General features: G+C 43.3%; 21 protein-coding genes. 14 read left to right on the top strand and 7 right to left on the bottom strand.

All coding sequences use genetic code 11. From position 1 onward, the window contains the following. Positions 1–163: 163 nt before the first annotated feature. Complete coding sequence (gene gnd / locus M3180_RS02405; protein ID WP_251665626.1) at positions 164–1579, top strand: NADP-dependent phosphogluconate dehydrogenase; 1416 nt, start codon at positions 164–166, stop codon at positions 1577–1579. Between the two features lies 1 nt (position 1580). Here gnd and M3180_RS02400 read toward each other — a convergent pair whose 3' ends face one another. Continuing rightward, entirely contained in the window at positions 1581–1883 is a 303-nt protein-coding gene (locus tag M3180_RS02400) for a hypothetical protein (RefSeq protein WP_251665625.1), read from the bottom strand. Positions 1884–1991: 108 nt separating this feature from the next. On the opposite strand from M3180_RS02400, the gene M3180_RS02395 reads away from it, so the two are divergent. The 5 genes from M3180_RS02395 (at position 1992) to ptsP (ending at position 8186) form a co-directional block, all read left to right on the top strand. Next, entirely contained in the window at positions 1992–2516 is a 525-nt protein-coding gene (locus M3180_RS02395) for a shikimate kinase (protein WP_251665624.1), read from the top strand. Positions 2517–2537: 21 nt separating this feature from the next. Then, positions 2538–3833: a 3-phosphoshikimate 1-carboxyvinyltransferase gene (gene aroA / locus M3180_RS02390; RefSeq protein ID WP_251665623.1), complete on the top strand. Its 1296-nt coding sequence runs from the start codon at positions 2538–2540 to the stop codon at positions 3831–3833. Between the two features lie 115 nt (positions 3834–3948). Further along, positions 3949–4380, top strand: a complete 432-nt coding sequence (locus M3180_RS02385; RefSeq protein WP_251665622.1) for a CoA-binding protein — start codon at positions 3949–3951, stop codon at positions 4378–4380. A gap of 183 nt (positions 4381–4563) precedes the next feature. Next, entirely contained in the window at positions 4564–6447 is a 1884-nt protein-coding gene (locus M3180_RS02380; protein ID WP_251665621.1) for a glucose PTS transporter subunit IIA, read from the top strand. After that, entirely contained in the window at positions 6447–8186 is a 1740-nt protein-coding gene (ptsP, locus tag M3180_RS02375) for a phosphoenolpyruvate--protein phosphotransferase (protein ID WP_251666339.1), read from the top strand. Before M3180_RS02380 ends, ptsP begins: the two co-directional genes overlap by 1 nt. Here ptsP and M3180_RS02370 read toward each other — a convergent pair. Beyond that, on the bottom strand, positions 8183–8713 hold the full coding sequence (locus M3180_RS02370) for a type 1 glutamine amidotransferase domain-containing protein (protein ID WP_251665620.1): 531 nt from the start codon (positions 8711–8713) through the stop codon (positions 8183–8185). The genes ptsP and M3180_RS02370 overlap by 4 nt on opposite strands. 61 nt (positions 8714–8774) lie before the next feature. Between M3180_RS02370 and M3180_RS02365 the strand changes: the two genes are divergently transcribed. The 4 genes from M3180_RS02365 to M3180_RS02350 all read left to right on the top strand — a co-directional run bounded on the left by M3180_RS02365 (position 8775) and on the right by M3180_RS02350 (position 11593). Beyond that, positions 8775–9230: a VanZ family protein gene (locus M3180_RS02365; protein WP_251665619.1), complete on the top strand. Its 456-nt coding sequence runs from the start codon at positions 8775–8777 to the stop codon at positions 9228–9230. A gap of 120 nt (positions 9231–9350) precedes the next feature. Beyond that, positions 9351–9737, top strand: a complete 387-nt coding sequence (locus tag M3180_RS02360) for a hypothetical protein (RefSeq protein WP_251665618.1) — start codon at positions 9351–9353, stop codon at positions 9735–9737. A 147-nt stretch (positions 9738–9884) separates the two neighbouring features. Further along, on the top strand, positions 9885–10892 hold the full coding sequence (ccpA, locus tag M3180_RS02355; protein WP_251665617.1) for a catabolite control protein A: 1008 nt from the start codon (positions 9885–9887) through the stop codon (positions 10890–10892). Then, on the top strand, positions 10892–11593 hold the full coding sequence (locus M3180_RS02350; protein WP_251665616.1) for a 5'-methylthioadenosine/adenosylhomocysteine nucleosidase: 702 nt from the start codon (positions 10892–10894) through the stop codon (positions 11591–11593). The genes ccpA and M3180_RS02350 overlap by 1 nt, the downstream gene beginning before the upstream one ends. Before the next feature lie 132 nt (positions 11594–11725). On the opposite strand, the gene M3180_RS02345 is transcribed toward M3180_RS02350, so the two are convergent. Both M3180_RS02345 and M3180_RS02340 read right to left on the bottom strand, forming a co-directional pair. Continuing rightward, on the bottom strand, positions 11726–12919 hold the full coding sequence (locus M3180_RS02345; protein ID WP_251665615.1) for an acetoin utilization protein AcuC: 1194 nt from the start codon (positions 12917–12919) through the stop codon (positions 11726–11728). A 1004-nt stretch (positions 12920–13923) separates the two neighbouring features. After that, complete coding sequence (locus M3180_RS02340) at positions 13924–14562, bottom strand: GNAT family N-acetyltransferase (RefSeq protein ID WP_251665614.1); 639 nt, start codon at positions 14560–14562, stop codon at positions 13924–13926. A gap of 158 nt (positions 14563–14720) precedes the next feature. On the opposite strand from M3180_RS02340, the gene acsA reads away from it, so the two are divergent. Then, on the top strand, positions 14721–16445 hold the full coding sequence (gene acsA / locus M3180_RS02335) for an acetate--CoA ligase (RefSeq protein WP_251665613.1): 1725 nt from the start codon (positions 14721–14723) through the stop codon (positions 16443–16445). A 126-nt stretch (positions 16446–16571) separates the two neighbouring features. Then, complete coding sequence (locus M3180_RS02330) at positions 16572–17069, top strand: GNAT family N-acetyltransferase (RefSeq protein ID WP_251665612.1); 498 nt, start codon at positions 16572–16574, stop codon at positions 17067–17069. Between the two features lie 132 nt (positions 17070–17201). Here M3180_RS02330 and M3180_RS02325 read toward each other — a convergent pair whose 3' ends face one another. From M3180_RS02325 to M3180_RS02315, 3 genes are all read right to left on the bottom strand, one after another. After that, positions 17202–17780 carry a DUF3221 domain-containing protein gene (locus M3180_RS02325; RefSeq protein ID WP_251665611.1) on the bottom strand — a complete coding sequence of 193 codons (579 nt, stop codon included), beginning with the start codon at positions 17778–17780 and terminating at the stop codon, positions 17202–17204. An 89-nt stretch (positions 17781–17869) separates the two neighbouring features. Beyond that, positions 17870–18916, bottom strand: a complete 1047-nt coding sequence (locus M3180_RS02320) for an IS1595 family transposase (protein ID WP_432806889.1) — start codon at positions 18914–18916, stop codon at positions 17870–17872. A 199-nt stretch (positions 18917–19115) separates the two neighbouring features. Further along, positions 19116–22274, bottom strand: coding sequence for a transglycosylase domain-containing protein (locus tag M3180_RS02315; RefSeq protein WP_251665610.1), 3159 nt, complete (start codon positions 22272–22274; stop codon positions 19116–19118). 261 nt (positions 22275–22535) lie between these two features. Between M3180_RS02315 and M3180_RS02310 the strand changes: the two genes are divergently transcribed. Continuing rightward, positions 22536–23066, top strand: a complete 531-nt coding sequence (locus M3180_RS02310; protein ID WP_251665609.1) for an NfeD family membrane protein — start codon at positions 22536–22538, stop codon at positions 23064–23066. Positions 23067–23077: 11 nt separating this feature from the next. Next, positions 23078–24619, top strand: coding sequence for a flotillin lipid rafts scaffold protein FloT (gene floT / locus M3180_RS02305; RefSeq protein WP_251665608.1), 1542 nt, complete (start codon positions 23078–23080; stop codon positions 24617–24619). The last annotated feature ends 20 nt before the right edge of the window (positions 24620–24639 follow it).

Genomic DNA, 24639 nt, shown 5'->3' with positions numbered 1-24639 from the left:
TTTTGTTCTATGTTTGGACACTATAAACATAACTTAGCTGTCTCATTGATAATTATGATGAGAAATTCATCACAAATTCACGGATAACTGTTTTCTTATTGTAGTAAAAGGAGTAAAATAGAGCTATTGCAAAAAAATAAAGAAGAAGGATGGAATAAACCAAATGTCAAAACAACAAATTGGCGTTATCGGCATGGCTGTTATGGGCCGTAACCTAGCTCTTAATATTGAAAGCCGTGGATTTACTGTATCAGTATTTAACCGCTCCAAAGAAAAAACAGATGAGCTTATGGCAGAAATTTCAGGCCAAGGCAAAAATCTTGTACCTACGTATACGATCGAAGAGTTCGTTCAATCACTAGAAGTTCCTCGCAAAATTTTAATTATGGTACAAGCAGGCGCGGGTACAGATGCGACAATTAACTCCCTAATTCCACATCTTTCTGAAGGTGACATCATCATCGATGGTGGTAATGCATACTTCCCTGATACTCAGCGTCGTAGCAAAGAACTTGAAGAAAAAGGATTCCGTTTTATCGGTACGGGCGTATCCGGCGGAGAAGAAGGCGCACTAAAAGGTCCTTCCATCATGCCAGGAGGACAAAAATCAGCTTATGAGCTTGTTGAGCCAATTCTAACTGCAATCTCTGCAAAAGTTGGCGACGATGCTTGCTGCACATATATTGGACCAGATGGTGCTGGACACTATGTAAAAATGGTTCATAACGGAATTGAATATGGTGATATGCAGCTTATTTGTGAAGCGTATGACCTATTGAAAAATGTACTTAACGTATCAACTGAAGAGCTTCATGAAATTTTCACAGAGTGGAATAAAGGTGAGCTTGATAGCTACCTAATTGAAATCACTCGTGATATCTTCTCTAAATACGATCCTGAAACTGGCAAGCCAATGGTTGACGTTATCCTTGACTCTGCTGGCCAAAAAGGAACAGGAAAATGGACGAGCCAAAGCTCACTAGACCTAGGTGTTCCATTGTCCATCATCACTGAGTCTGTATTTACACGCTTCTTGTCTGCTATGAAGGAAGAACGCGTAGCTGCAAGCAAAGTGCTTAGCGGACCAGAGCGTCCAGCATTCACTGGCGACAAAGCTGAGTTCATCGAGGCAATCCGTAAGGCGCTTTATGCAAGTAAAATTTGCTCTTATGCACAAGGCTTTGCTCAAATGCGCGCAGCATCTGAAGAATACGGCTGGGATCTTCGTTACGGTGACATCGCTATGATCTTCCGCGGCGGCTGCATCATTCGTGCACGCTTCCTTCAAAATATTAAAGATGCTTACGATCGTGATCCTAACCTTCGTAACCTTCTGCTTGACGAATACTTCAAAAACATTGTGGAATCCTATCAAGCAGCATGGCGTGAAGTTATTGCGATCGCTGTTAAATACGGTGTTCCAGTGCCAGCGTTCTCTAGTGCACTATCATACTTCGACAGCTACCGTTCTGAGCGTCTGCCAGCTAACCTGCTGCAAGCGCAACGTGATTACTTCGGTGCTCATACGTTTAAACGTGTGGATAAAGAAGGTTCGTTCCACTTCAACTGGATGTCCTAATTTAATCGGTTTGAAGTCCGTGCACCGCTTCGCGAAGCCATTCGCGTAACCGCTCGGCTTCTTGTTCACTGCTTGAACGGCGGTGAATCAACGCCATTGCTGCTTCAGCATAGGCGTGGAAATTTTTAATTAATCGTGGCTGAGACAGTCCCAGTACAGCTGGGTCTGCATCAGCCACTTTTTTTGTTATATAGCCGAGCATCCAGACAACATCATCGCGTGACAAGGGATAGGTTGGATCAAGAATTTGATTAATTTTTTGTTTCGTTTGATCTTGAAAGATACGGATGGTTTGTTCTTTCATGGTTGTTCCTCCTTGAGTTGAAAGTTTGTCTTTTATCAACATACATCTACCCTTCACAGGGCTAAAGTGTTATGATAGACAAGATGAGCATTGGTAAAGGATGATAGCATGAGTGATTTTAACAAAATTATTTTAATTGGCTTTATGGGTACTGGTAAGTCAAGTGTTGCTGAAGCATTAGCTGAAGCGCTTCAGCTGCCAAACCTCGATGTTGACAAAGAAATTGTCGCTTCGGATGGTCGTGTAATTCCTGATATATTCGTACAGGAAGGTGAAGATGGCTTCCGTACAATCGAAACTAACGTACTTAAGCAGCTGTTAGAGCTGCCGCATCCAGCGATTATTGCTACTGGCGGAGGAGCTGTGCTTAAGGCGGTCAATCGAGAGCTCATGCTCGCAAGTGGCCTTGTTATCCAGTTAAGTGCAAGTGCAGATGTTATTATTTCTCGTGTTTCCAACGATCGCGGCCGTCCGCTATTACAAGGTGATGTAGCAGAGCGAGTGCATACATTGCTTGAAGCACGCGCAAACGCATACGATTTTGCACATCTAACGATCGATACATCTGATCAATCCATCTCACAAATCGTAAATGAAATAGCTAATGCTTGGCATAAAAGCCAATCAAGATAGATTAGAAAAGGAGATTTAGACATGGATGTTATTGTAACCCCAACTCCGAAACTTCAAGGTGAGATCGGAGCATTATCTTCGAAAAACTATACGACGCGTTATTTGCTTGTTGCAGCTTTAGCTGAAGGCAAGAGCACGATATATTATCCCGCTCATAGTGAAGATAGTGACGCGATGCGTCGCTGCATCCGCGATCTAGGTGCTACTCTAGAAGAGGATGATGAGAAAATCGTTATTACCGGCTTTGGCCGCAATCCGAAGGATATAAAGGAACTAGATGTTGGTAACGCAGGCGCAGTTCTTCGTTTTTTAATGGCAATAGCTTCTTTATGTCCAGATGTGACGTTTATTAACCGTTATCCGGAGTCGTTAGGTAAGCGTCCGCATATGGATTTAATTGATTCGTTGACTTCGATGGGTGTAGAAATCGAGCATAATGAAGGCAAGCTTCCTATTCGAATTAAAGGCGGAAAGCCTCGTGGTGGTCACATTAAAGTCTCTGGAAATATTAGCTCGCAATTTTTAAGTGCTCTATTATTCCTAACCCCACTGCTTGAAGAAGATAGTGAAATTGAAGTGTTGCATGATCTCAAATCAAAAGTTGTGATCGGTCAAACGCTAGAAGTGCTGGAGCAAGCGGGCATTGTTATTCATGCCAGCGAAGATTACATGCGTTTTACTGTTCCGGGCAATCAATCCTATCAGGCACGTGAATATACCGTTCAAGGAGATTATCCTGGATCTGCGGCAATTTTAGCTGCAGCGGCAGTAACAAACTCTAATGTTATTGTACATCGATTAATGGAAAATAGTAAGCAGGGTGAACGTGCAATTGTAGATGTTTTGAAAATGATGCAGGTACCACTAACGCATGAAAACAACATCGTTCATGTTCAGGGCAATAGCAAGCTAAAAGCGGTAGAATTCGATGGCGATCACGCAACAGATGCTGTACTTGCCATGGTTGCAGCTGCTGTATTTGCAGAAGGCACATCTCGCTTTTACAATGTAGAAAACTTGCGCTACAAAGAATGTGACAGAATTACTGACTATTTGAATGAGCTGCGCAAAGCCGGTGCAAATGTGGAAGAGCGTCAAGCTGAAATCATTGTCCATGGTCGTCCGGAAGGGCTGCCTGGCGGTGTGGAAATTAATGCACATTACGATCATCGCGTTATTATGGCTTTAACGATCGTAGGCTTGCGCTCAGCTGAACCGATTCGTATAAAGGATGCACACCATGTAGCCAAATCCTATCCTAATTACTTTGAGCATTTGCAAGCACTTGGTGCAAAGGTCGAATGGGTGGAAGCTTAATCGGCTAATGAGCATATTGCAACAAACAGCTAAGAGGGCTTATCCTAATTAAAGGATAGGCCTTCTTACATATGTATCCAACAATCGAATATACTATGACAAGAGGTGAAGAAAAATGTCTTTTAGTAATCCAAGCCGTGAACAGCTGAAAGAGCTGCTGCAGCAAACGAAAACGATTGCTGTAGTTGGATTGTCCGACAATCGCGAACGAGTGTCTTATATGGTGTCGGAAGCGATGAAAAAAAAGGGCTATCGGATCATCCCCGTTAATCCGAATGCGACTGAAATTTTAGATGAGACATGCTACCCTTCGTTATCAGATATTCCTTTCCCCGTTGATCTCGTTAATGTATTCAGAAGAAGTGAGTATACACCAGAGGTTGCAGAGGAAGCTGTGAAGATTGGAGCAAAGGCATTATGGCTGCAGCTTGGTATATTCTCCGAAGAAGCGGCACATATTGCCGAAGCAGCGGGCATGACGGTTGTCATGGATCGTTGTATTAAAGTAGAGGATTCAATCCTATTACCTACCGGCAAGCAAGCATAAAAAACGAGTTATGCTAGGCTATATGTAAATGATGGAGCTGCTATTCTTTTGTAAAGCAAAAGAATAGCAGCTTCTTCGCGTTAAGCTTGTTTTGACAAATAATACGAATAGCTTTAACATCGTTATAGGGTTTACATAGGCTTAACATGTTCGTCGCTTAAGTCATCGGAACGGGGGATAGTGATGGCGTTTATTGGGAAAATGCAGCAGCTTGGACGGGCAGTAATGCTGCCTATGATCATATTGCCTGCTGCAGCTGTATTTCAAAGCTTGGCTCAGCTTCCGTGGGAACATATCGGCTTGCCAGGCATGACTACTTATTTGCAGATTGCATCGGACGCAATCTTTCAATATCTACCATATATATTTGCGATTGGAATCGCGCTAGGCTTAACGAGCTCAGGACTGGCTGCTGGAATGGCAGCATTAGTCGGAATGTTTATCTATACAGGTATTACGACGCAATATGCACCAGGGACAGAACCAACTGTGCTTATTGGAACCTTAATTGGTATATTAGCAGGTGTGTCCCATTTACGATTTAAGGATCTACGTCTCCCAGAATATATACAGTTTTTCGGAGGGCCGCGTTTCGTACCTCTTTTTGTCAGCTTTATTACTTTGCTGTTTTCCTTGTTTATTGTAAATTTATCAGAGCATCTAGAATGGCTGCTTATCGAGCTAGGTGAGGTCGTCTCATTAGCAGGCGGATTTGGGGTGTTCTTGTACGGCTTTATTCATCGCATTCTTGTTATATTCGGGCTTCATCATCTTGTTAGTCACCTGTTTTGGTTTCAAGTCGGAGGCTATGAAACCGAGCAAGGCTACATGGTATATGGTGACTTGCCGCGGTTTTTTGCTGGAGATCCATCCGCGGGTGTATACATGGCAGGACTATACCCGACAATGATGTTTGCATTGCCAGCGATTGCAATTGCTATTATTCATGAGGCACGTGAGGACTTAAAGCCCAAAATAAGAAGAACGTTTACGCTTGCTGCTTTATCCTCCTTTTTGACGGGGGTTACCGAGCCAGTAGAATTTGCCTTCTTATTCGTAGCTCCTTATCTCTATGTTGTACATGCCCTACTATCTGGCATCATCATGTGGATAACGAGCGAGCTAGGCATTCTACATGGTTTTTCATTCTCAGCAGGCGCAATTGATTATTTGATCAACATGCACCTTGCCACGAAGGGCTGGCTTATTATTCCGATAGGTATCGTGACAGGGATCGTGTACTACTTTTTATTCCGCTGGGCTATACGACGCTTTCAAATTCCAACGCCAGGGCGGGAGGAAGGCTCACAGCTGGACGAGTGGGCAGGAGATATCCCATACCGCGCACCGTTAATTTTGCAAGCGATCGGCGGAAAAAATAATATTGTGCAAATGGAATCCTGCATAACTAGGCTTAGACTGAAGGTTAATTCCGAGAAGAGTATGGACATTAATGCACTTCGCAATTTGGGTGCAGCAGGCGTCATTCGCCTAGGTGGTGGACATGTTCAGGTCGTATTCGGCACATATTCTGAGCTGATTCGGGAGGAAATGTTAAAGACCATGCATCGGGATCAGCAGCAGCTTTCATTCCATTCCCCGATGCAAGGGAAAATGATTCCGCTGTCTGAAGTTCCAGATCCTATCTTTTCGGCGCAGCTTGTCGGAAATGGTGTTGCTTTTATTCCTGATCGAGGCGAGCTTGTATCGCCTGTTAAAGGGAAGGTCATGCATATATATCCAACGATGCATGCGATAGGTCTCTTGACGGAGGAAGGACTTGAGGTACTGCTGCATATCGGTATTGATACGTCCAAGCTTGTTGGAAAAGATTATTTCACAGCTGTTGTCAAAGAAGGCGAAGAAGTTGAGCCTGGTCAGCTGTTAATTCGTTTTAATTTGCATAAAGTAAAGAAAGATAGTAAGTCTCTTGCTACACCAATGGTTATTACAAACTCAGACCGAGTTAAGGCATGGCGCTACGCTCCGTTTATGGCAGTGAAAAAGGGCCAGTCCTCCATTATGTCGGTCGTTATAGAGGATAGCAAGAACGAGGGGGAAGTATGATGATTCAAGGAATTGGCGCGTCATCAGGCATTGCGATTGGAAAAGCTTTTGTACTCCCAAACTGGGAGCTGGAGGTTCCAGAGCAGCGTATCGATGTTGCAGATTTTGCGAGAGAGTTTGAGAGAGTATATGAAGGCATAAGAACCTCCAAGGATGAGATTAATCAAATCAAAGATGAGCTCAAGGATACGGTAGGGCTCGAGGAAACTCAAATCTTTGATGCACATCTCGCTATTTTGGATGATCCGATCTTTATGAACGAGATTCAAGGCATCATCCAGCGCCAATACAAGGCAGCTGAGGTAGCAGTGAAAGAAGCGGTTGATCACTTTGTGACGATGTTCGATTTGCTGGAGGATGAGTATATGAAGGAGCGAGCGCTCGATATTCGTGATGTCGGCAATCGACTTCTTAAGCATTTGCTCGGTGTACCGGAAATTCAGCTTCCTAGCGATAATCAGCCTTTTATCTTGATTGCGAAGGAGGTTTCTCCTTCTCAGCTAGCCCATCTTAATCCTGAGAACGTACTTGGCATCGTCACGCTTACAGGAAGTACGACCTCTCATTCTGCTATTATGGCTAGAGCGCTTGGTATTCCACTCATCGTGGGTGTTGAAGGAAAGCTTACAGAATCGCTTGTAACGGGTCAAAGCGTAATCATAGATGGAAGTGATGGTTCAATCTACATTGAGCCAACAGAGCATATTGTAGAGCTTTATAGACAGCTACAGGAGCAGCAGCGAGAGGCCAAGGAGATGCTGCAGCATCTGGCAGGCTACCGCTCTGTAACCGCTGATGGCAAGTTCGTTCGACTTGAAGCGAATATCAGCTCCTTGAAGGAGCTCGAGATAGCTTTGAGAGGAGGAGCACAAGGAGTCGGATTGTTCCGAACCGAGTTTTTATATATGGACCGGATGCAATTCCCTACGGAGGATGAGCAGTATTCTGTTTATTCCACTGTTGCTGAAAAGCTGCGGGAGCATTCTGTTGTTATTCGGACCCTTGATATCGGTGGAGACAAGCATCTTGATTATTATGAGATTGATGAAGAGCAGAACCCGTTTATGGGCTATCGGGCCATTCGCATCTCGCTTGATCAAAAGCAGCTATTTAAGACACAGCTTCGTGCGATTCTACGCGCAAGTATTCATGGCCAGATTAAAATCATGTTTCCATTTATTACATCGGTTAATGAGGTTAGAGCGGCAAAGGCTGCGCTTGAGGAAGCGAAGCAAGAGCTGCGTGAGGAAGGCGTTATGTTCGATGAGCAGATCCCTGTGGGCTGTATGATTGAGGTGCCAGCGGCAGTGATGATTGCTGATGCGCTTGCGAAGGAAGTTGACTTTTTCAGCATCGGTACGAATGATCTTATTCAATTTACACTTGCTGTCGATCGTATGAATGAGCGCATCTCTCAGATGTATGAACCGTATCATCCAGCAGTAATCAAGATGTTGAGCCTAATTGTTGAGGCTGCGAAGCGCAATCATTTACCAGTCGGTGTGTGTGGGGAGCTAGCAGGCGACATCCGTGCTTTGCCTATATGGCTAAGCTTAGGAGTAGATTCGTTAAGTATGTCTGCGCATTCGATATTGCCACTAAAATCTAGATTAATCTATGCATCGCAAGAGGAATGCAAGGAGATCTTTGCCGAAGTGCTTGAATGTGGAACAACAGAGGAAATTAAGGCGACTCTTGATCAATATATGGAAATATACGATCTAACAGCGAATGGTTAACCCATTCGCTGTTCTAGTGCTTGTACGAAGGCAAGCGCATAGGGTGGAAGATCTGGCGGGCGGCGTGCTGAAATTAAATTTCCATCGACGACGACTGCTTCATCTAGCCATACTGCACCTGCATTCTCCATATCATCACGGATCCCTGGTGTTGAGGTCACGGTTCTGCCCTGCAAAATTTTTGCAGAGATCAGTACCCAGCCAGCGTGGCAGATTTGCCCAATTGGCTTGTTAGCATCGTTGAGCTGTCTGACAAGATCAAGCACTTGAGGATATCTTCTTAGCTTATCTGGTGCCCAGCCTCCCGGTACGAGCAATCCGTCAATTTGGCTAGCGTCAAGTTCGTCAAAGGATAGATCAGCGACTGCAGGTACTCCATATTTACCGATATGTGTAGCGCCCTTTTTCGGACCAGCGAATAATACGGTGGCACCTGCTTCACGCGTTCGGTATACCGGATACCATAGCTCTAAATCCTCAAATTCATCATCTAATAAGCAAATGACTGTTTTATTTGTTAATGTCATCTTAACCCCTCCTTGTAAAGTGGACTTAGTCCATTGTATCGAAGCTGAAAGGTAGAGGCAAATGAATCATAAAATGACGAGCAAGACTTTTGTTGAAAATAGAAAGCAATGGCAGAAAAAACTGCGATGGCTGCCGGCAATCGTATGGATGGGCGTTATTTTTTTTATGTCATCCCGCACGGGTGATGAAATCAATACCGTGCTGCCATTTATCCAGAAATATTTCCCGTTCATCGAAGATTTTAATTGGGGACATTATGTAAGTTATTTTATTTTGGCTATGACGGTGGATTATGGATTTGGCTCTAAAGCATCCAGGTGGTCGACCAAGCTTATCATCGTATGTGTCTGTACGTTTTATGGCGTTACAGATGAGATTCACCAATATTTTGTAGGTGGAAGAATGATGGATCTATACGATATCCGCAATGACTGCATCGGTGCGACTCTATGGGTGTTGTTGTCAAAGCTATCTTTCGTTCAAAGCATTTGGAAAAAATTTAGTTATGAAGACTAGCAGGAAATGAATCAAAAAATGTCGAATCCCTTACAACATGACAAGAATATATTCATGATGTTGTTAGAACGTGTGAGGGAGTGGATTCTCATGCAAAAGATGTGTAATTGTGGAGAATTGATGAGTTTGAAATTAAGGACAGTTATTTTTTCAGGTAAGGTCGAAATCGATAACGTTCCTATCTATACATGTGCGATTTGCAGTCATAGTGAGGTAATTCCAGAGGTTAAGGCAGATTTGTCTGGACTCATACAAGAGCTGGGAGCTCGTCCAGAAAAACAGAGCTACTTGTTTAACGAGTGCAATGAGTGGGCAAATATATTAGTAGAATATAAGCTAGCTCAAAAAACAGCTCAATCCGCACAATATAAACTGGAGCAAATGATTGAGCAGCGAACCAACGACTTGCTTGATTTGTATTTGCTTGCTCAAAATTTGAAGGATGAGGTCTGGCTGGAATCTATTCGCAAACGACTGCTTCAAATCGGCGCGCAAATGAAATATTGATGAAGTTTCGTATACATAACGCGGATTTTATAGCTTAAAATACGCTTGGTAACGTAGAAACATTGCGAAAAATGTTATTTTACAGTATTATAATTCCAATATGTGTCGAACGTATCAATTATTTTATAGTAAATGGAGAGAGTGCACGTGACGGTAACAATATATGATGTAGCAAGAGAAGCAGGAGTGTCGATGGCCACGGTATCTCGCGTAGTGAACAATAATCCTAACGTGAAGCCTGCTACACGTAAAAAGGTATTTGAAGCAATAGAGCGTCTAGGCTACCGACCAAATGCTGTTGCACGTGGTCTTGCCAGCAAGAAAACAACAACAGTAGGTGTTGTTATACCTGATATTTCAAATGCGATCTTTGCAGAGGTTGCTCGCGGTATTGAAGATATTGCGAATATGTACCATTACAATATTATTTTGTGTAATGCAGATAAGAAGAAGGAAAAGGAAATTCGTGTTATTAACACACTTCTTGAGAAGCAGGTTGATGGCTTGCTATTTATGGGCGGGGCGGTTACGGAGGATCATCAGCAAGCATTCCGTACTGCGAATGTTCCTATCGTCCTATGTGCAACATCAGAGGATACTGGCAATCTAGCTTCCGTAGATATCGATCATGAAGCTGCTGCTTATGATGCCGTTCAAGCTTTGATTAAGGAAGGGCATACGTCGATTGCGATGATTAGTGGCACGTTAGAGGATCCATCCAATGGGTTTGCTCGTTTTAGCGGCTACAAAAAAGCATTAGATGAAGCAGGGATTACATACGATGAATCGTTAGTACGTATCGGTAATTATCGCTATGAATCTGGGGCAGACGCAATGCGCTATTTCCTTGATCTAGACAAGCGTCCAACGGCAGTGTTCTCTGCAACGGATGAAATGGCGATCGGGGCAATTCATGCCATCCTTGACCGCGGACTGCAAGTGCCTAACGATATTTCTGTAATTAGTGTAGATAATAGCCGAATGGCTTCAATGGTTCGTCCTCAGCTTACAACGGTTGCGCAGCCAATGTATGATATTGGTGCGGTATCCATGCGTCTACTGACAAAGCTGATGAAAAAGGAAAATGTTGATCAAGCCCAAGTAGTGCTGCCTCACGAGCTTGTCGTGCGTCAATCTGTAGGAGGAAAGCAATAATGGGCTTTAACCGTATCGGTATTATTGGAGCAATGACAGAAGAAATTGAATTGCTTCATCAAAATGTTCAAAATATTAAAGAGAAGCACATAGCAAGCGTTACTTACTATGAAGGGAGCTTGCATGGTGTTGACGTTGTTTATTGTAAATCAGGAGTAGGCAAGGTCAATGCAGCAATGTGCACGCAGGTGCTGCTATCCTTTGATGTCGATTGTGTCCTATTCACAGGTGTTGCGGGCGCATTAGATCCTAGCTTGAACGTAGGAGACATTGTTATATCGAGCAGCGCGATGCAGCACGATATTGACGTAACACCATTGGGCTTTGCAAAAGGGATGATTCCTTTTCAGGACATCTCTGATTTTCCAGCAGATGAGTCATTAATGAAGCTTGCCAAATCTGCAGGAGATGAGCTGTTTCCTAATCGTACGCTAATTGGCCGAATCGTATCTGGTGACCAATTTATTGCTAGTGTTGATAAGGTTAAAGAACTATATGAGCAGTTCGGAGGGGCGTGCGCCGAGATGGAGGGGGCAGCCGTTGCACAGGTCTGTGCAGCGAATGATATTCCCTTTCTAATAATTCGTTCGATGTCGGATAAGGCAGATGGATCCGCAGAAGTCACGTATACGGAATTCGTTGTGACTGCTGCAAACAATTCCTATGCGATGATTGATCGAATCGTATCTACTATCCGCTAATATCATTACTGATTTGAGGGCTGGATGAAAGTCATTGGATATGACTTTCATCCAGCCCTCGCTGTTTTAATACGAGTAAACTGCTGTAGTAATCCCTTAATTATTGCGTCAAATCATTTGATCGGTGCTCGTTTACATATCTTGAACCGCTAATTCTGCGATATGTTTGTTGCGTGCTGTAATTTCTTCTCTACGTGGTATCGCTTGGATACTGCCAGCTTCATCCTGCCAATATAATGGCAGCTGCTGCGTGGTAACGGTGCTCCATTGTTGAAGCCAGTCCTTCGGTAAAGGGGTAAGGTTTCGCTTTTGCTTAGCTTCAAGCAGCTGGTGAAGGAATGCATGGTCTGCCATCTCAAGCCATACATATGACCACGCACGGGGTACGACTCGAAACAGGTCATAGCCACCACCGCCAAGCGCTACCCATTTACCGTTGCAGTAGCTATGTGCTAGCTCGTGAATGAGCTGAGGAATTCGTTCATAGATGCCAATGGAGCAGTGCAAGTGTGAGAGTGGATCATAGGCATGCGCGTCACATCCATGCTGACTAACAATTAGATCAGGCTTATAATGCTGTATCGTTTTCCGCAATGTATATTCGAAGCTGTTAAGCCATGACTCATCCTCTGTATAAGGCTCTAGTGGCACATTGATGCTAGTACCATAGCCTTGCTCGATACCGCGCTCATAATGATAACCGGTTCCAGGAAACAGAAATTTACCCGTTTCATGAATGGAATAGGTGCATACGGAAGGCTCTGCATAGAAGGCAAGCTGAACACCGTCCCCATGGTGCACGTCTGTGTCAATATAGAGCACTCTAATTTGGTGCTGTCGTTGTGCTGCACGAATCGCAATAACTGCATCGTTATAGATGCAGAAGCCGGCTGCTCGGTTAGGAAGAGCATGATGAAGCCCGCCAGCCATATGATAAGCGTGCTGTAGTCGCCCTTGAACGACCTCCTCCACCGCATATACTGTTCCAGCAACGATACTGCATGCAGCCTCATGCATCCCAGCAAAATAAGGTGTATCGTCCGCTTGCAGCCCATATAGCTCAGCATTTTCCTTCAGATGAATTGGAGGCTGTGTCGTGCTGAGCAATTTAATCGCCTCGATGTAAGATTCTTGATGTCCAAGCAGCAGCAAATCTTCCATATCATATTTAGGTGGCTCAAAGATATCTGTCTGTGATAGTGCGCCTACATGCTCCAATAACGAGATCGTTAGATCATAGCGAATAGGATGGAACGGATGATCTTTTTCAAATTGGTAGCTGCTTGCTGCTTTGGAATGGATAAAGCGAATCTGTGGATTCGTCATAGCCTCACATTCAATCCTTTCTGCTTGGACAGATACTAATAAAACATGCTTTAGAAGCACAATCCCAGCTGAATTCAAAATTCGACATTAAATCAAGGTACAAAATCTAGCTTTCAGCACCAAGAAGTTTGAAAGAAGCTAGAGATTGAGAAGCGCAGCGTACGTAATTGGTACGTGAGCATCGGAAAGCTAGGCTGAATTCAAAATTCGATGCCGAATAACCTAACGGTTATACTTCGTGATCAAAGCTGGACTTTTTGAACCTACCTCATTAAATCAAGGTACAAAAATCTAGCTTTCAGCACCAAGAAGATTAAATGAAGCTAGGGATTTGAGGAGCGCAGCGTACGCTATTTTGTACGTGAGCACCGGAAAACCCGATGAAATTAATATTTGCAGTCGAGTATGCTATCAGTCTAACTTCGTGATCAAAGCTGAACTTTTTGAATTACCTCGTTAAATCAAGGTTCAAAAATTTAGCTTTCAGCACCAAGAAGTTTGAAAGAAGCTAGGGAATGAGGAACGCAGCGTACGTTATTGGTACGTGAGTACCGGAAGACCCGGCTGAATTCAAAATTCGACGTCGAGTTACCATACAATGACACTACGTGATCAAAGTTAGATTTTTGTACCCACCTCATTAATTCAAGGTACAAAATCTAGCTTTCAGCACCAAGAAGATTAAATGAAGTTAGGGATTTGAGGAGCGCAGCGTACGTTATTTGTACGTGAGCACCGGAAAACCCGATGAAATTAATATTTGCAGTCGAGTATGCTATCAGTCTAACTTCGTGATCAAAGCTGAATTTTTTGAATTACCTCGTTAAATCAAGGTTCAAAAATTTAGCTTTCAGCACCAAGAAGTTTGAAAGAAGCTAGGGAATGAGGAACGCAGCGTACGTTATTGGTACGTGAGTACCGGAAGACCCGGCTGAATTCAAAATTCGATGCCGAATAACCTAACAGTGACACATCGTGATCAAAGTTAGATTTTTGAACTTCCTCTAATACATGAAGCGATTGCGGAAGCGTACCCGATCAAACAGCTCCACCGACGACAACGGGACCTCAGAGCCGATTTTCACCATCAGACAGTTTGCGGGATGTGCACAAATCTCAGGATCATCCGTTGCATACCAAATCATATCCACTGATTGCATTAGCTTTTCCATCATTTTTCGGTAATCCCATACGTTAAGTCCGCTTCCTTCTAAATCCCAATGCCAATAATATTCAGTCGTATACACAATTACATTATCTAGCTGCCCCTCTGCGAATGCGGTCATAATTAGCTGCTTACCAAGCCCACAGCCGCGATAGTGATCGGCTACCTCAATCGCACCAAGTTCAACGAGATCCTGCATATTCCCTTCTGACCAGCGTTCATACTCATCTGGATAATGAAAGGTTACATAGCCTACTATGTGCCCCTCGAGATGAGCAGCAATGATTCTGCCTTCAGGCAAACCAGCGATCTCTACAAGCGCTTCATGCTGATCTCTTGGCTTTCGGAACGCATCAAGCGTGCCATCTAATGTCATCTCGCGGAGCCGTTCAGGAGGGATCGGTCCTTCAATAACTAGTGTTTGGTTAAGTGTAGAGATAAAGTATTCCCTATATTGAAACCGCTTTCTATGCTCCATAGGTTGTACCTCTTTCTTAAAAGGCGTTATTCCCTTCTACTATACATAATTCAACGTAATATGGAAAGATATAGTGCAATAGATTAGTTATATGATATAATAATTTTATTGTAAGCGCATTCTTTGGATTTTTATTGAATAGATGGGAGAGTGAAACGATGATTGACCTGCATCAAGAACGTATACCAGCAACAGTTAAGAATGGAAATCTTCAAAATTACGAAGCGGCACGTGAGAACTTTTCTTGGGATCAAATTGAATCCCAGTTTAGCTGGGCCACGACTGGTAAAGTAAATATCGCGTACGAAGCCATAGATCGTCATGTTGAGCAAGGAAATGGTGATAAGCTTGCTCTTATATACAGTGATCAGCAGCGTGAAGAGCGTTATACGTATGAGCAGCTAAGTCAAGCCAGCAATCGTTTTGCCAATGGACTCCGTAATTTAGGGATCAGCAAGGGAGACCGCGTCTTTATTTTTATGCCGCGAACTCCTGAGCTATATGCAAGTGTGCTTGGAATTATTAAAGTAGGTGCAATAGTTGGTCCGCTATTCGAAGCATTTATGGAAACAGCCGTAAAGGATCGATTACAGGATAGTGGTGCTGTCGCCATTGTAACGACTCCTGCTTTGCTCTCACGTATTAAGCGTGATGAGTTGCCTCAGCTTAAGCATATTATCGTTTATGGCGATGATGTAGTAGAAGAGGAAGGTGTGATCAGCTATAGCAAGCTGATGCAGGAGCATAGTGATCAAGCTGCAATCGAGTGGGTAGATCGTGAGGATGGCCTTATCCTCCATTATACATCGGGTTCTACAGGTAAGCCGAAAGGCATTTACCACGTACACAATGTCATGGTGCAGCAGCTGTATACCGGACAAATCGTATTGGATTTGAAGAAGGATGACGTATTTTGGTGTACGGCAGATCCTGGGTGGGTAACTGGAACCGCATATGGCATCTTCGCTCCATGGCTCAACGGTGCGACCAATGTTGTACGAGGTGGACGATTTAGTCCTGATGATTGGTATCGTGTGATACAGAAGTATGGTGTTACCGTATGGTATAGTGCACCTACTGCTTTTCGCATGCTGATGGGCGCAGGGGACGACGTAGTAAAGCAGTATGATCTGAGCAGCCTGCGACATGTGCTAAGTGTTGGTGAACCGCTTAATCCAGAGGTAGTTCGCTGGGGAATGAAAGTATACAATCAGCGCATTCATGATACGTGGTGGATGACGGAGACAGGAGCACAATTAATTTGCAACTATCCAAGCATGGATATTAAACCTGGCTCGATGGGTAAACCAATACCAGGAGTAGAAGCAACGATTCTTGATGATCAAGGTAATGAGCTTCCTCCATATCGTATGGGTAACCTCGCAATCAAAACAGGCTGGCCATCGATGATGCGCAAAGTATGGAACAATGATGCGAAGTATGCAGAGTACTTTAGAATTCAGGGCTGGTATGTATCCGGAGATTCGGCTTACTACGATGAGGACGGATATTTCTGGTTTCAGGGTAGAGTAGATGATGTCATCAACACATCTGGAGAGCGCGTAGGCCCATTCGAGGTAGAATCTAAGCTTGTCGAGCATCCTGCGGTCGCTGAGGCGGGTGTCATCGGTAAACCTGACCCAGTACGCGGGGAAATCATTAAAGCTTTTATTGCGCTTCGTGACGGCTATGAGCCTACGGAAGAGCTAGAGAAGGAGATCAAGCAATTTGTTAAGGTGGGATTATCAGCTCACGCTGCACCTAGAGAGATTGAGTTTAAGGAAAAGCTACCTAAAACGCGCAGTGGAAAAATTATGCGTCGAGTGCTGAAAGCATGGGAGCTGAATCTGCCTACAGGTGATCTCTCCTCCATTGAGGATTAATAACAAGCAATCATAATAACTTACAGACACAATGCCTGTCGGGTAGCCGGCAGGCATTGTTGTGCTATTGTCGATCCTTTAGCATTTCGTTATAATGCTATAAACTGTTAATAGGAGTGATCGTGCATGGATATTAAACTAATAACTACAAAGACGGAGGAACAAATACATAAGCTTGCGCGGCTCGCATATGAGATTTGGAATGAATACTATATTCGTTTATTATCCCAGCAGCAAATAGATTATATGCTTGATCGATTTCAATCGGTACAGGCGATAACTGAGCAGCTTAAGCAAGGCTATCATTATTTTTTCATCCAGCAAGAAAGAAATATAGTAGGATATGCAGCTGTTAAGCAGGAGGGAGAGTCTCTATTTTTAAGCAAGCTGTATATTAAGAAGGAAGCGAGAGGTCAAGGCTTCGGTAAAGCAGCGCTGCAGCTCATTACTAAAATGGCGGCTGAACGCCAGCTTTGCAAGATCTGGTTAACTGTGAATCGTCACAATGCATCCTCTATTGCCATGTATGAGCGAATTGGCTTCGACATTGTGAACGAGCAGGTAGCGGATATTGGCAATGGTTATGTGATGGACGATTATATAATGGAGCTTACGATTTCATAAATGAGGGGTTCATTTAAAAATTAGGCTATGTTAAATTCTAATGTTGATTTATGACCATAAGAAAACCGCCTTTGTGAAAAGGCGGTTAATTGAGCTATCGTTTACTGTTAATAAAAATTGCCCTTATTGATTCTACTTATCCTCAACCATTATCTCCAATACTTTTTCATCGCCCATCTGTGTTATAAAAATCGTCCAACGAGATTTAGATACGTCATATTTCACTTCTTTTATAACTGGATATGAATAATTTGCCGCCGCTACTTCCTTTGAAGCAAGGGCTTTTCGGATAGCATCTTCTTCGGTTAAATTGGCTCCATTTGGTTGTGGAGTCTGAATAACTGCAAAACCCACTGCTGTATCACTACCTGGATATTGAGTTGTCTTAGCACCATCAGCGACCCATACTTCCACTTTCTGACCAATCTCGATGTTGGAGGGGACATTCGAATACCAAGAAGCCGAATAATAGTGTTTTTCCCCACCGTTCGCACTGAAGTCTTGAACATTTGGGTTTGTGACAAGAACTTGATTATTTTCTTTCTTTACCACAAATCCTACAAATCCATCATTAAAGCTTTTATCTTGAGTTAAATCAGGTTGCGAAGACGAACCACTGTTTACTTCGGAATCTATTGATATCTCAGCTTTAGATGCACAAGCGGATAAAGCTAATATACAAATTAACAAAGTCATAATTTTGAATCTCAATGAAATCCCTCCTGTATAGCGATTATGTATTAAAACGCAGAATCGCCTTTCTTATGTTACAAATGATATTTCACTAAACTCCCGTTAGATTAACAAGAATAAGCTGAAAGCCGAAGTTTGGCGTACGTATCGGTCACAGAAAACAGGCACGATTTGACCAACATATTTTTCTTATTCGATGCGGTATTCTCGTATTCCTTGCTGTCTATAAAACGAAACCATGCCAAATAATGTTGCAAATATTTGGTTGCAACACCGTTAAAGCGGTCCATCCATTTCTTTAAGCGGCTGTGATAGCTGTTTACGTTTTGGATATGGTACACGCCCTTCACACGCTGTTTACCATCGGACTTGAAACGGTAATGAGCTAAGCCTTTCGTATTTGCGTACGAACTGAATGCTCTCCACGAATCGGTACAAAGAACATTTGAGTCGGAAAGATGTTCGCCAATTGCTTCATCCAACTTCGTTGTCTGAATACGCCCACGTCCAAGAACGCCAGAGTAGGTCATCTTCTGACGGTCACGGGCTACGAGGACGCAAACCTGGTCGTTGCTTATGTCACGATATTTGGATTTACCACCACGTTTTCGAGGCTTACGTTCAACTATATTACGCTTGCCTTTTTCAGAGAATAGAAAATTGGTTTCGTCCATTTCGACGATACCTTGGAACACTTCAGTTGGTATTTGCTTAATAGCGGCGAGAATCTTATGCCGCCAGTAAAACAATGTGACATGCGTGACTTCATCGTTTAACTGCTCTGCACATTTTCTCAGAGAAAAGCCCTCAATCATGCATTCAATAAAACGAACCCACATATTAGGTCGCCTCGTTTGTTGCAGAGGGGTGTTCGTAAGGTCATTGAACGTTTGGCGACAGGACTTACAACGGTAACGTTGACGTTTAACCTCTCCAGTGCGGGTTATTACAGCGTATTTCCCAAATCGCACAACAGAATGGTTTTTGCAATGTGGGCAAACAAGCCCATCTTTGTGCTTCTGCTCTTGTATCTCATCAATTGCTCTTACAGGAGCCGACATGCCCTTGGTTCGTGACTGCAAGAAATAGATAAGCTCCTGCTTACCGTTATCGTCCAAAGTATCGGCAAGCTTCTTCAGTTCATTTAAATTCATAGGTAAATCATCTTCGAACAAGTGATATATAACCATTATTATAGAACGTTTGTTCGGAATTATTAAATATCAACATTGAGGTTTAACATAGCCAAAATTAAAGGGATGGTACAGTATGCCGGAGCACTGTACCATCCCTTTATTGTATTACGGTGATCTTACATAGTATTACTCTTCGTGAACGTTACATTGTTAGGTGCTATTGCGCGACCAGCTTCGCTGAATGGCCCGATTCACCTAGTTCATTGACAGCGGTGATGACATAGGCTCCGCCAGATTGCGCACCGCTATGCTCATAGGATGCTGAGCTAGTCGAGCCTAGCTTCGTATAGTTGCCATCATTATCAGCACTATAGTAAACATTATATTCAGTAACTTGCTCTGATACGGAATTAGTGGACCAGCTTAAGAGTAGGTTCATTCCTACATATTCACCATATAGACCGACTGGAGCTGATGGAGCGCTGAGCGCAGGCTGATTATTGCCGTTATTGCCACCGTTTCCGTTATTGCTGTTACCGTTATTGCTGTTGCCGTTATTGCCGTTACCATTGCTATTGCCTTCAACGTTGCCTGAATCTGAATCAGTGTCATTAGGGAACTCTGGTAACTCAAGATCTGGCGGTTGGATATTACTTCCGTATTCTACCTTAAGACTTGGCTCAGATTGCTTACCAACGACATCAACTGCAACGACGTAGAAGCTCGTATGCTGTGCAGGGTTCACATTTACATTTACAGCGTAGCTTTCTTTCGTCCACACAATAGAATCGCCATATTTCTCGTATGGCCCCCCGTTAACGGAACGGAAAATCCGATATCCAACAACATCAGGTGAGCTGCTATTGCTGAATGTTAATACAAAGTCACTGCTTAATCTAACGTTTGGCGGATAAGCTGGAATTGCACCGTCATCCTCCCGAGGATCAACGACGGATGGGGCATCCCTACCTGCATCTGCCGGAACATAAGTGGATAGATCTCGTCTGCTGCTTGCAGGAAGCTTGGATTGAGCGGCCTGCAGATCAAGCATCAATTGATCGAGTGGTGCTTTTCGTACAATAACTTGCTTTTCCACCAGCATATCCTCTGGCGTAAGCTCATTTGGCTTATAGTTAACGCCATTGTACTCAATGACCTTCATATTGATGAGTGAATCATCTGTTTTTTTCGGTAAATATTCTTTATTGAACCAGTCTGTGACAACCAAGCCTGCTGATTTGTTCAAGCTTGATGGAAGCAATCCGCTCGTTGAGGATACGGTTGCCTTCACGATGTTTTCAGGCTGTTCGAATTTCTTATTCTCGAATAGATCTGGCCGGTTTTCTGTTAATTCATTCATAATGGTCGCCCAAATCGTACGTGCACGTGTTCGTGCGTTATTAGAAAGCGTGTGGATTTGCTTCTCATAACCAGCCCATACACCGAGCGTAACATCTGGTGTAAAGCCAACGAACCAAACATCTCCGTAGCTTTGTGTAGAACCGGTCTTTCCTGCGAAGTCAATCGTATTATAGGCTTTTAATTGACCTCGAAGCGCAGCCCCTGTACCTGCACCGTCAGCGATCGTGGTGCGTAGCATATCTGACATCAGAAATGCCGTTTGCTCAGAAAATACACGCTTTGGCTTTAACTCATGCTCATAAATCGCTTTACCGTTAGCATCTGTAATTTTAGAGATCATGTATGATTTGTTGATTTGACCTTTGTTAGGGATGGAGCCGTAGGCATTCGTCATTTCCTCAACAGTTACCCCACGTTCCAAGCCACCGATAACTCCAGTTTTTGCGTAATAATCTGACTCAGTTAATGTTGTAATTCCTAGCTCCTTAATAAAGTCAAGAGCTACTGGAATCGTTAATTCCTCATTGTAGATTTTTAGAGCCGGAATATTTAACGAACGATTCAGTGCTGTACGTGCTGTAACAAGTCCAGCGAATCTTCGATTGGCGTTCATCGGGATATGATAACCCTTTTGGCCATCCTCAAGAATTAGAGGTGCATCGTCAATAATGCTCGCAGGCTGAATTAACCCTTTCTCAAGAGCGGGTAAATAAGCTGCAAGTGTCTTCATTGTCGAACCAGGCTGGCGGATCATTTGCGTTGCATGATTTAGCTGCTCTTTGTAGAAATCTCGTCCTTCGAGCATACCAAGAATTGCGCCAGTGGAATGGTCAACGAGTATTGCTCCGACTTGCTCTATCCCTTTTTCTGGATGGTCAGGAGTAAAGTTATCAGGATTACTGCCGATTTCGTGCATCATATCATACACTTCTTTGTCAATCGTCGTATGAACATGATATCCACCACGCAGTAGCATCTCGCGAGCATCTTCAACAAGATAGGAATTCTCATCTTTGTTAAGGTCAGCTAGCGTTAAGTCTTTGTTGTTCTGCAGCAGCAATATTTTTGCTGCTTCTCGCTCAGCTTCGAGCATAAGGTAAGGATAAGTGTTATATGCTTTTTCAGTAGGCTCTGTAATCGAAGAGCGTATATCAAACGCCAATGCTTCGTTATACTCGGCTTCAGTAATTTTATTCGTCTCTCGCATTCTGCTCAATACAAGCTTCTGACGTTTAATTGCATTTTCGATGCCTTGTTCATTATATTGACCGGTACCTGTAAATGCGGTGTATCTGCTTGGTAATTGAGGCAAACCAGCAAGGTATGCAGCCTGTGCAATATTGAGCTTATTAAGGTCTTCGATTCCGAAAATACCTTTAGCTGCTGCTTTAATTCCGAATACTTGGTATCCATTTGAGCCGTTACCGAATGGCATTTTGTTTAAATATGCAGTTATGATTTCTTCTTTTTTCAAGTAACGCTCCATACGAAGCGAGAGAAAAATCTCTTTGATTTTACGGCTTTCTGTACGATCAAGACTTAAAAAGACACGACGGGCAAGCTGCTGTGTCAGTGTACTTCCGCCAGTCTGCGTATCTTCGTTAAATAGCCGTTCTTTAACTGCTCGACCTAGTCCGTATGCATCGACACCTGGATGCTCCCAGAAGTTTTGGTCTTCTGTCGCAGTAAGTGCGTCTAACACACTCTGTGGGATTTCATCGTATGTAATAACGATACGATCCTCATCTGTTCGAAGCTGACCGACTAGTGTTCCATCGTTAAAGTAAACATAGCCTGTCATAGAATATTCTTCTATTTTACTTTGAATATAGGATTGAGGACGAATTTCCTCGTCTTTAACATTAGCAGCAACATAACCTGCCACTGCTCCGCCTGCAAGTAAGCCTCCAAAAACTACGAATAATAAAACCCATTTAATGGTTAAGAAGCTAATAAGGCTAAACCACCGAAAAGCGCCATATGGCCTCGACTGTGATTTTTGTTCCTCTTCCATATGTTCACATTCCTCCTCTAGCATAACATTCGTATTATACCACAATTCAACATGTGCGTATATTACAGGTCAGTGCTTACAACACACTAGTTTTGACGCACATTACTATTATAAAGTTGCTTGTTTTAGTGAATAAGGAAAACAATACTATACACACGCTGCCAGCAATAAATGAATAATTTGAAACCTAAATAAGGGAAATGATGTATAATCTAATAGATTGAACCATTTATTGAAATTAACATCAAAGGAGGGAGGGCCATGGAAGCCGTATTTTGGATATGCTTTTTGATTGGTGTTATTTATACGATTGTCGTTGTCATCTTTGGTGATGTATTAGCAGGTGCATTAGATGCATCATTAGAATGGCTGCAGCTCGATAATTTACCAGTCATACAACCGTTGACGTTAATGAGTGGATTAACGATCTTTGGAGGTTCAGGCATTGTACTCCTTCAGTTTTCTGCACTAACTATGACAATCGTTGTGTTAGCCTCGCTCGGTTTAGCAATCGTCGGTGTTATTATCGTCTACTTCGTGTACGTTAAGCCGATGGCTAATGCAGAGAGTTCAATCGGATATTCCATTTATGACTTGGTTGGAAAGGAGGCTCAGGTTGTTGTACCAATCCCCGCAGAGGGCTATGGCGAGGTAATGGTTAAAACTGTTGGTGGTGTAGTCAGTCACACCGCAGCGAGCTTTGGAAAGGTCGAGATCGATGGTGAACGGTCCGTAGTAGTCATTGAGGTACAGGATGGTGTGTTATTAGTATCTGAATTAAATTTAGATTAGGAGGCTGAGAAATGGAAGAATGGTTAACAATTCCTATTATTGTCGTTGGAGTTATCGTAGTACTGGGGCTTGCCTTTTGGGCAAGATATAAAACGGTTAGTCCAGATGAAGCGATGCTAGTGACGGGTTCTTTTCTTGGAACGCGCAATACGATGGTCGATGAATCGGGTCGAAAAGTAAAAATTATTCGTGGTGGCGGTTCATTTATTATTCCAATATTTCAGCAATCGCAATTTTTATCATTATTATCCCATAAGCTAGATATTGCTACACCTGAAGTGTATTCCGCGCAAGGTGTACCTGTCTTCTCGAACGGTGTTGCGATTATTAAAATTGGTGGGTCTGTAGAAGATATCGCAACGGCAGCCGAGCAGTTTCTTGGAAAGCCAACTGAAGCGTTAAAGGTAGAAGCGCAAGAGGTGCTGGAGGGGCATTTGCGTGCGATATTAGGGACTATGACTGTAGAGGAAATATACCGAAATCGTGATAAATTTGCTCAAGAAGTTCAAGGGGTTGCAGCACGTGACCTTAAAAAGATGGGACTTCAAATTGTATCATTTACGATTAAGGATGTGCGTGATAAGCACGGATACTTAGATGCCCTTGGTAAGCCAAGAATTGCAGCTGTAAAGCGTGATGCTGAAATCGCTGAAGCTGAAGCAGATCGTGATGCAACGATTCAGAAGGCGCTCGCTACGGAGGCAGCACAAAAAGCTGAGTTGTTAAAAGATACAAATATCTCTGAAGCTGAACGCGATAAAGAAATGAAAATAGCATCCTTCAAAAGAGATCAGGATACTGCGAAGGCGGAAGCTGATCAGGCGTATGCGATTCAAGAGGCAAAAGCGAAGCAGCTCGTTGTTGAAGAGCAGATGCGAGTAGAGCTAGTACGTAAAGAACGCGAAATTGATCTAGAAGCAAAAGAAATTCTAAGACGAGAGAAGCAGTATGATGCAGAGGTTAAGAAGAAGGCAGATGCTGATCGTTACGCAGTTGAACAAGCGGCAGAAGCGAATAAAGCGAAGCAGCTTAGAGAAGCGGATGCGATACAATATCGAATTGAAGCTGAGGCGAAGGCTGTTGCCGAGCAGAAGCGGTTGGAAGGTATTGCGATTGCCGACGTTGAGCGAGCACAGGGTACAGCTACAGCAGAAGTTATCCGCTTAAAGGGCTTGGCTGAAGCTGAAGCGAAAGAGAAGCTAGCCCTTGCCTTCGAGAAATTCGGTGAGGCTGCTGTTCTCGACATCGTACTGAAGATGCTTCCTGAGCTAGCTGGAAAAATTGCTGAGCCGATGGGCAATATTGAAAAGCTATCTGTTGTTGATACAGGCAATGGAGAAGGGGCGGCAAGAGTTAGTAATTATGTAACCTCACTAATGGCAACTGCACCAGAAATGCTGGAAAATGTTACAGGGATTGATGTGAATGGTTTGATTTCCCGTCTAGCTAGTGGGAAAGGAATCCAACAGCAGCAAAGTCCAATAGACGGTAATGTCGAAGCTGTTGTTCAGCAGCTATTAACGAAGGATAAGCCAGTGGATAGCGACAACTAATCAATCAATTCTAAATAAAA

It is taken from the genome of Paenibacillus camelliae, assembly GCF_023715345.1.
GTDB classification, from domain to species: domain Bacteria; phylum Bacillota; class Bacilli; order Paenibacillales; family Paenibacillaceae; genus Pristimantibacillus; species Pristimantibacillus camelliae.
The sequence above is the reverse complement of the archived record's forward strand: the minus strand, read 5'-3'. Positions and strand labels throughout refer to the sequence as shown.

Bases quoted from the DNA above. Each gene is read 5' to 3' on its own strand.
- aroA (WP_251665623.1), top strand. From the start codon at position 2,538: ATGGATGTTATTGTAACCCCAACTCCGAAACTTCAAGGTGAGATCGGA.
- M3180_RS02385 (WP_251665622.1), top strand. From the start codon at position 3,949: ATGTCTTTTAGTAATCCAAGCCGTGAACAGCTGAAAGAGCTGCTGCAG.
- floT (WP_251665608.1), top strand. From the start codon at position 23,078: ATGGAAGAATGGTTAACAATTCCTATTATTGTCGTTGGAGTTATCGTA.
- M3180_RS02380 (WP_251665621.1), top strand. From the start codon at position 4,564: ATGGCGTTTATTGGGAAAATGCAGCAGCTTGGACGGGCAGTAATGCTG.
- M3180_RS02400 (WP_251665625.1), bottom strand. From the start codon at position 1,883: ATGAAAGAACAAACCATCCGTATCTTTCAAGATCAAACGAAACAAAAA.
- M3180_RS02345 (WP_251665615.1), bottom strand. From the start codon at position 12,919: ATGACGAATCCACAGATTCGCTTTATCCATTCCAAAGCAGCAAGCAGC.
- M3180_RS02340 (WP_251665614.1), bottom strand. From the start codon at position 14,562: ATGGAGCATAGAAAGCGGTTTCAATATAGGGAATACTTTATCTCTACA.
- M3180_RS02365 (WP_251665619.1), top strand. From the start codon at position 8,775: ATGAATCATAAAATGACGAGCAAGACTTTTGTTGAAAATAGAAAGCAA.
- M3180_RS02370 (WP_251665620.1), bottom strand. From the start codon at position 8,713: ATGACATTAACAAATAAAACAGTCATTTGCTTATTAGATGATGAATTT.
- gnd (WP_251665626.1), top strand. From the start codon at position 164: ATGTCAAAACAACAAATTGGCGTTATCGGCATGGCTGTTATGGGCCGT.
- M3180_RS02315 (WP_251665610.1), bottom strand. From the start codon at position 22,274: ATGGAAGAGGAACAAAAATCACAGTCGAGGCCATATGGCGCTTTTCGG.
- M3180_RS02320 (WP_432806889.1), bottom strand. From the start codon at position 18,916: ATGAATTTAAATGAACTGAAGAAGCTTGCCGATACTTTGGACGATAAC.
- M3180_RS02310 (WP_251665609.1), top strand. From the start codon at position 22,536: ATGGAAGCCGTATTTTGGATATGCTTTTTGATTGGTGTTATTTATACG.
- M3180_RS02330 (WP_251665612.1), top strand. From the start codon at position 16,572: ATGGATATTAAACTAATAACTACAAAGACGGAGGAACAAATACATAAG.
- ptsP (WP_251666339.1), top strand. From the start codon at position 6,447: ATGATTCAAGGAATTGGCGCGTCATCAGGCATTGCGATTGGAAAAGCT.
- acsA (WP_251665613.1), top strand. From the start codon at position 14,721: ATGATTGACCTGCATCAAGAACGTATACCAGCAACAGTTAAGAATGGA.
- M3180_RS02395 (WP_251665624.1), top strand. From the start codon at position 1,992: ATGAGTGATTTTAACAAAATTATTTTAATTGGCTTTATGGGTACTGGT.
- M3180_RS02360 (WP_251665618.1), top strand. From the start codon at position 9,351: ATGAGTTTGAAATTAAGGACAGTTATTTTTTCAGGTAAGGTCGAAATC.
- M3180_RS02350 (WP_251665616.1), top strand. From the start codon at position 10,892: ATGGGCTTTAACCGTATCGGTATTATTGGAGCAATGACAGAAGAAATT.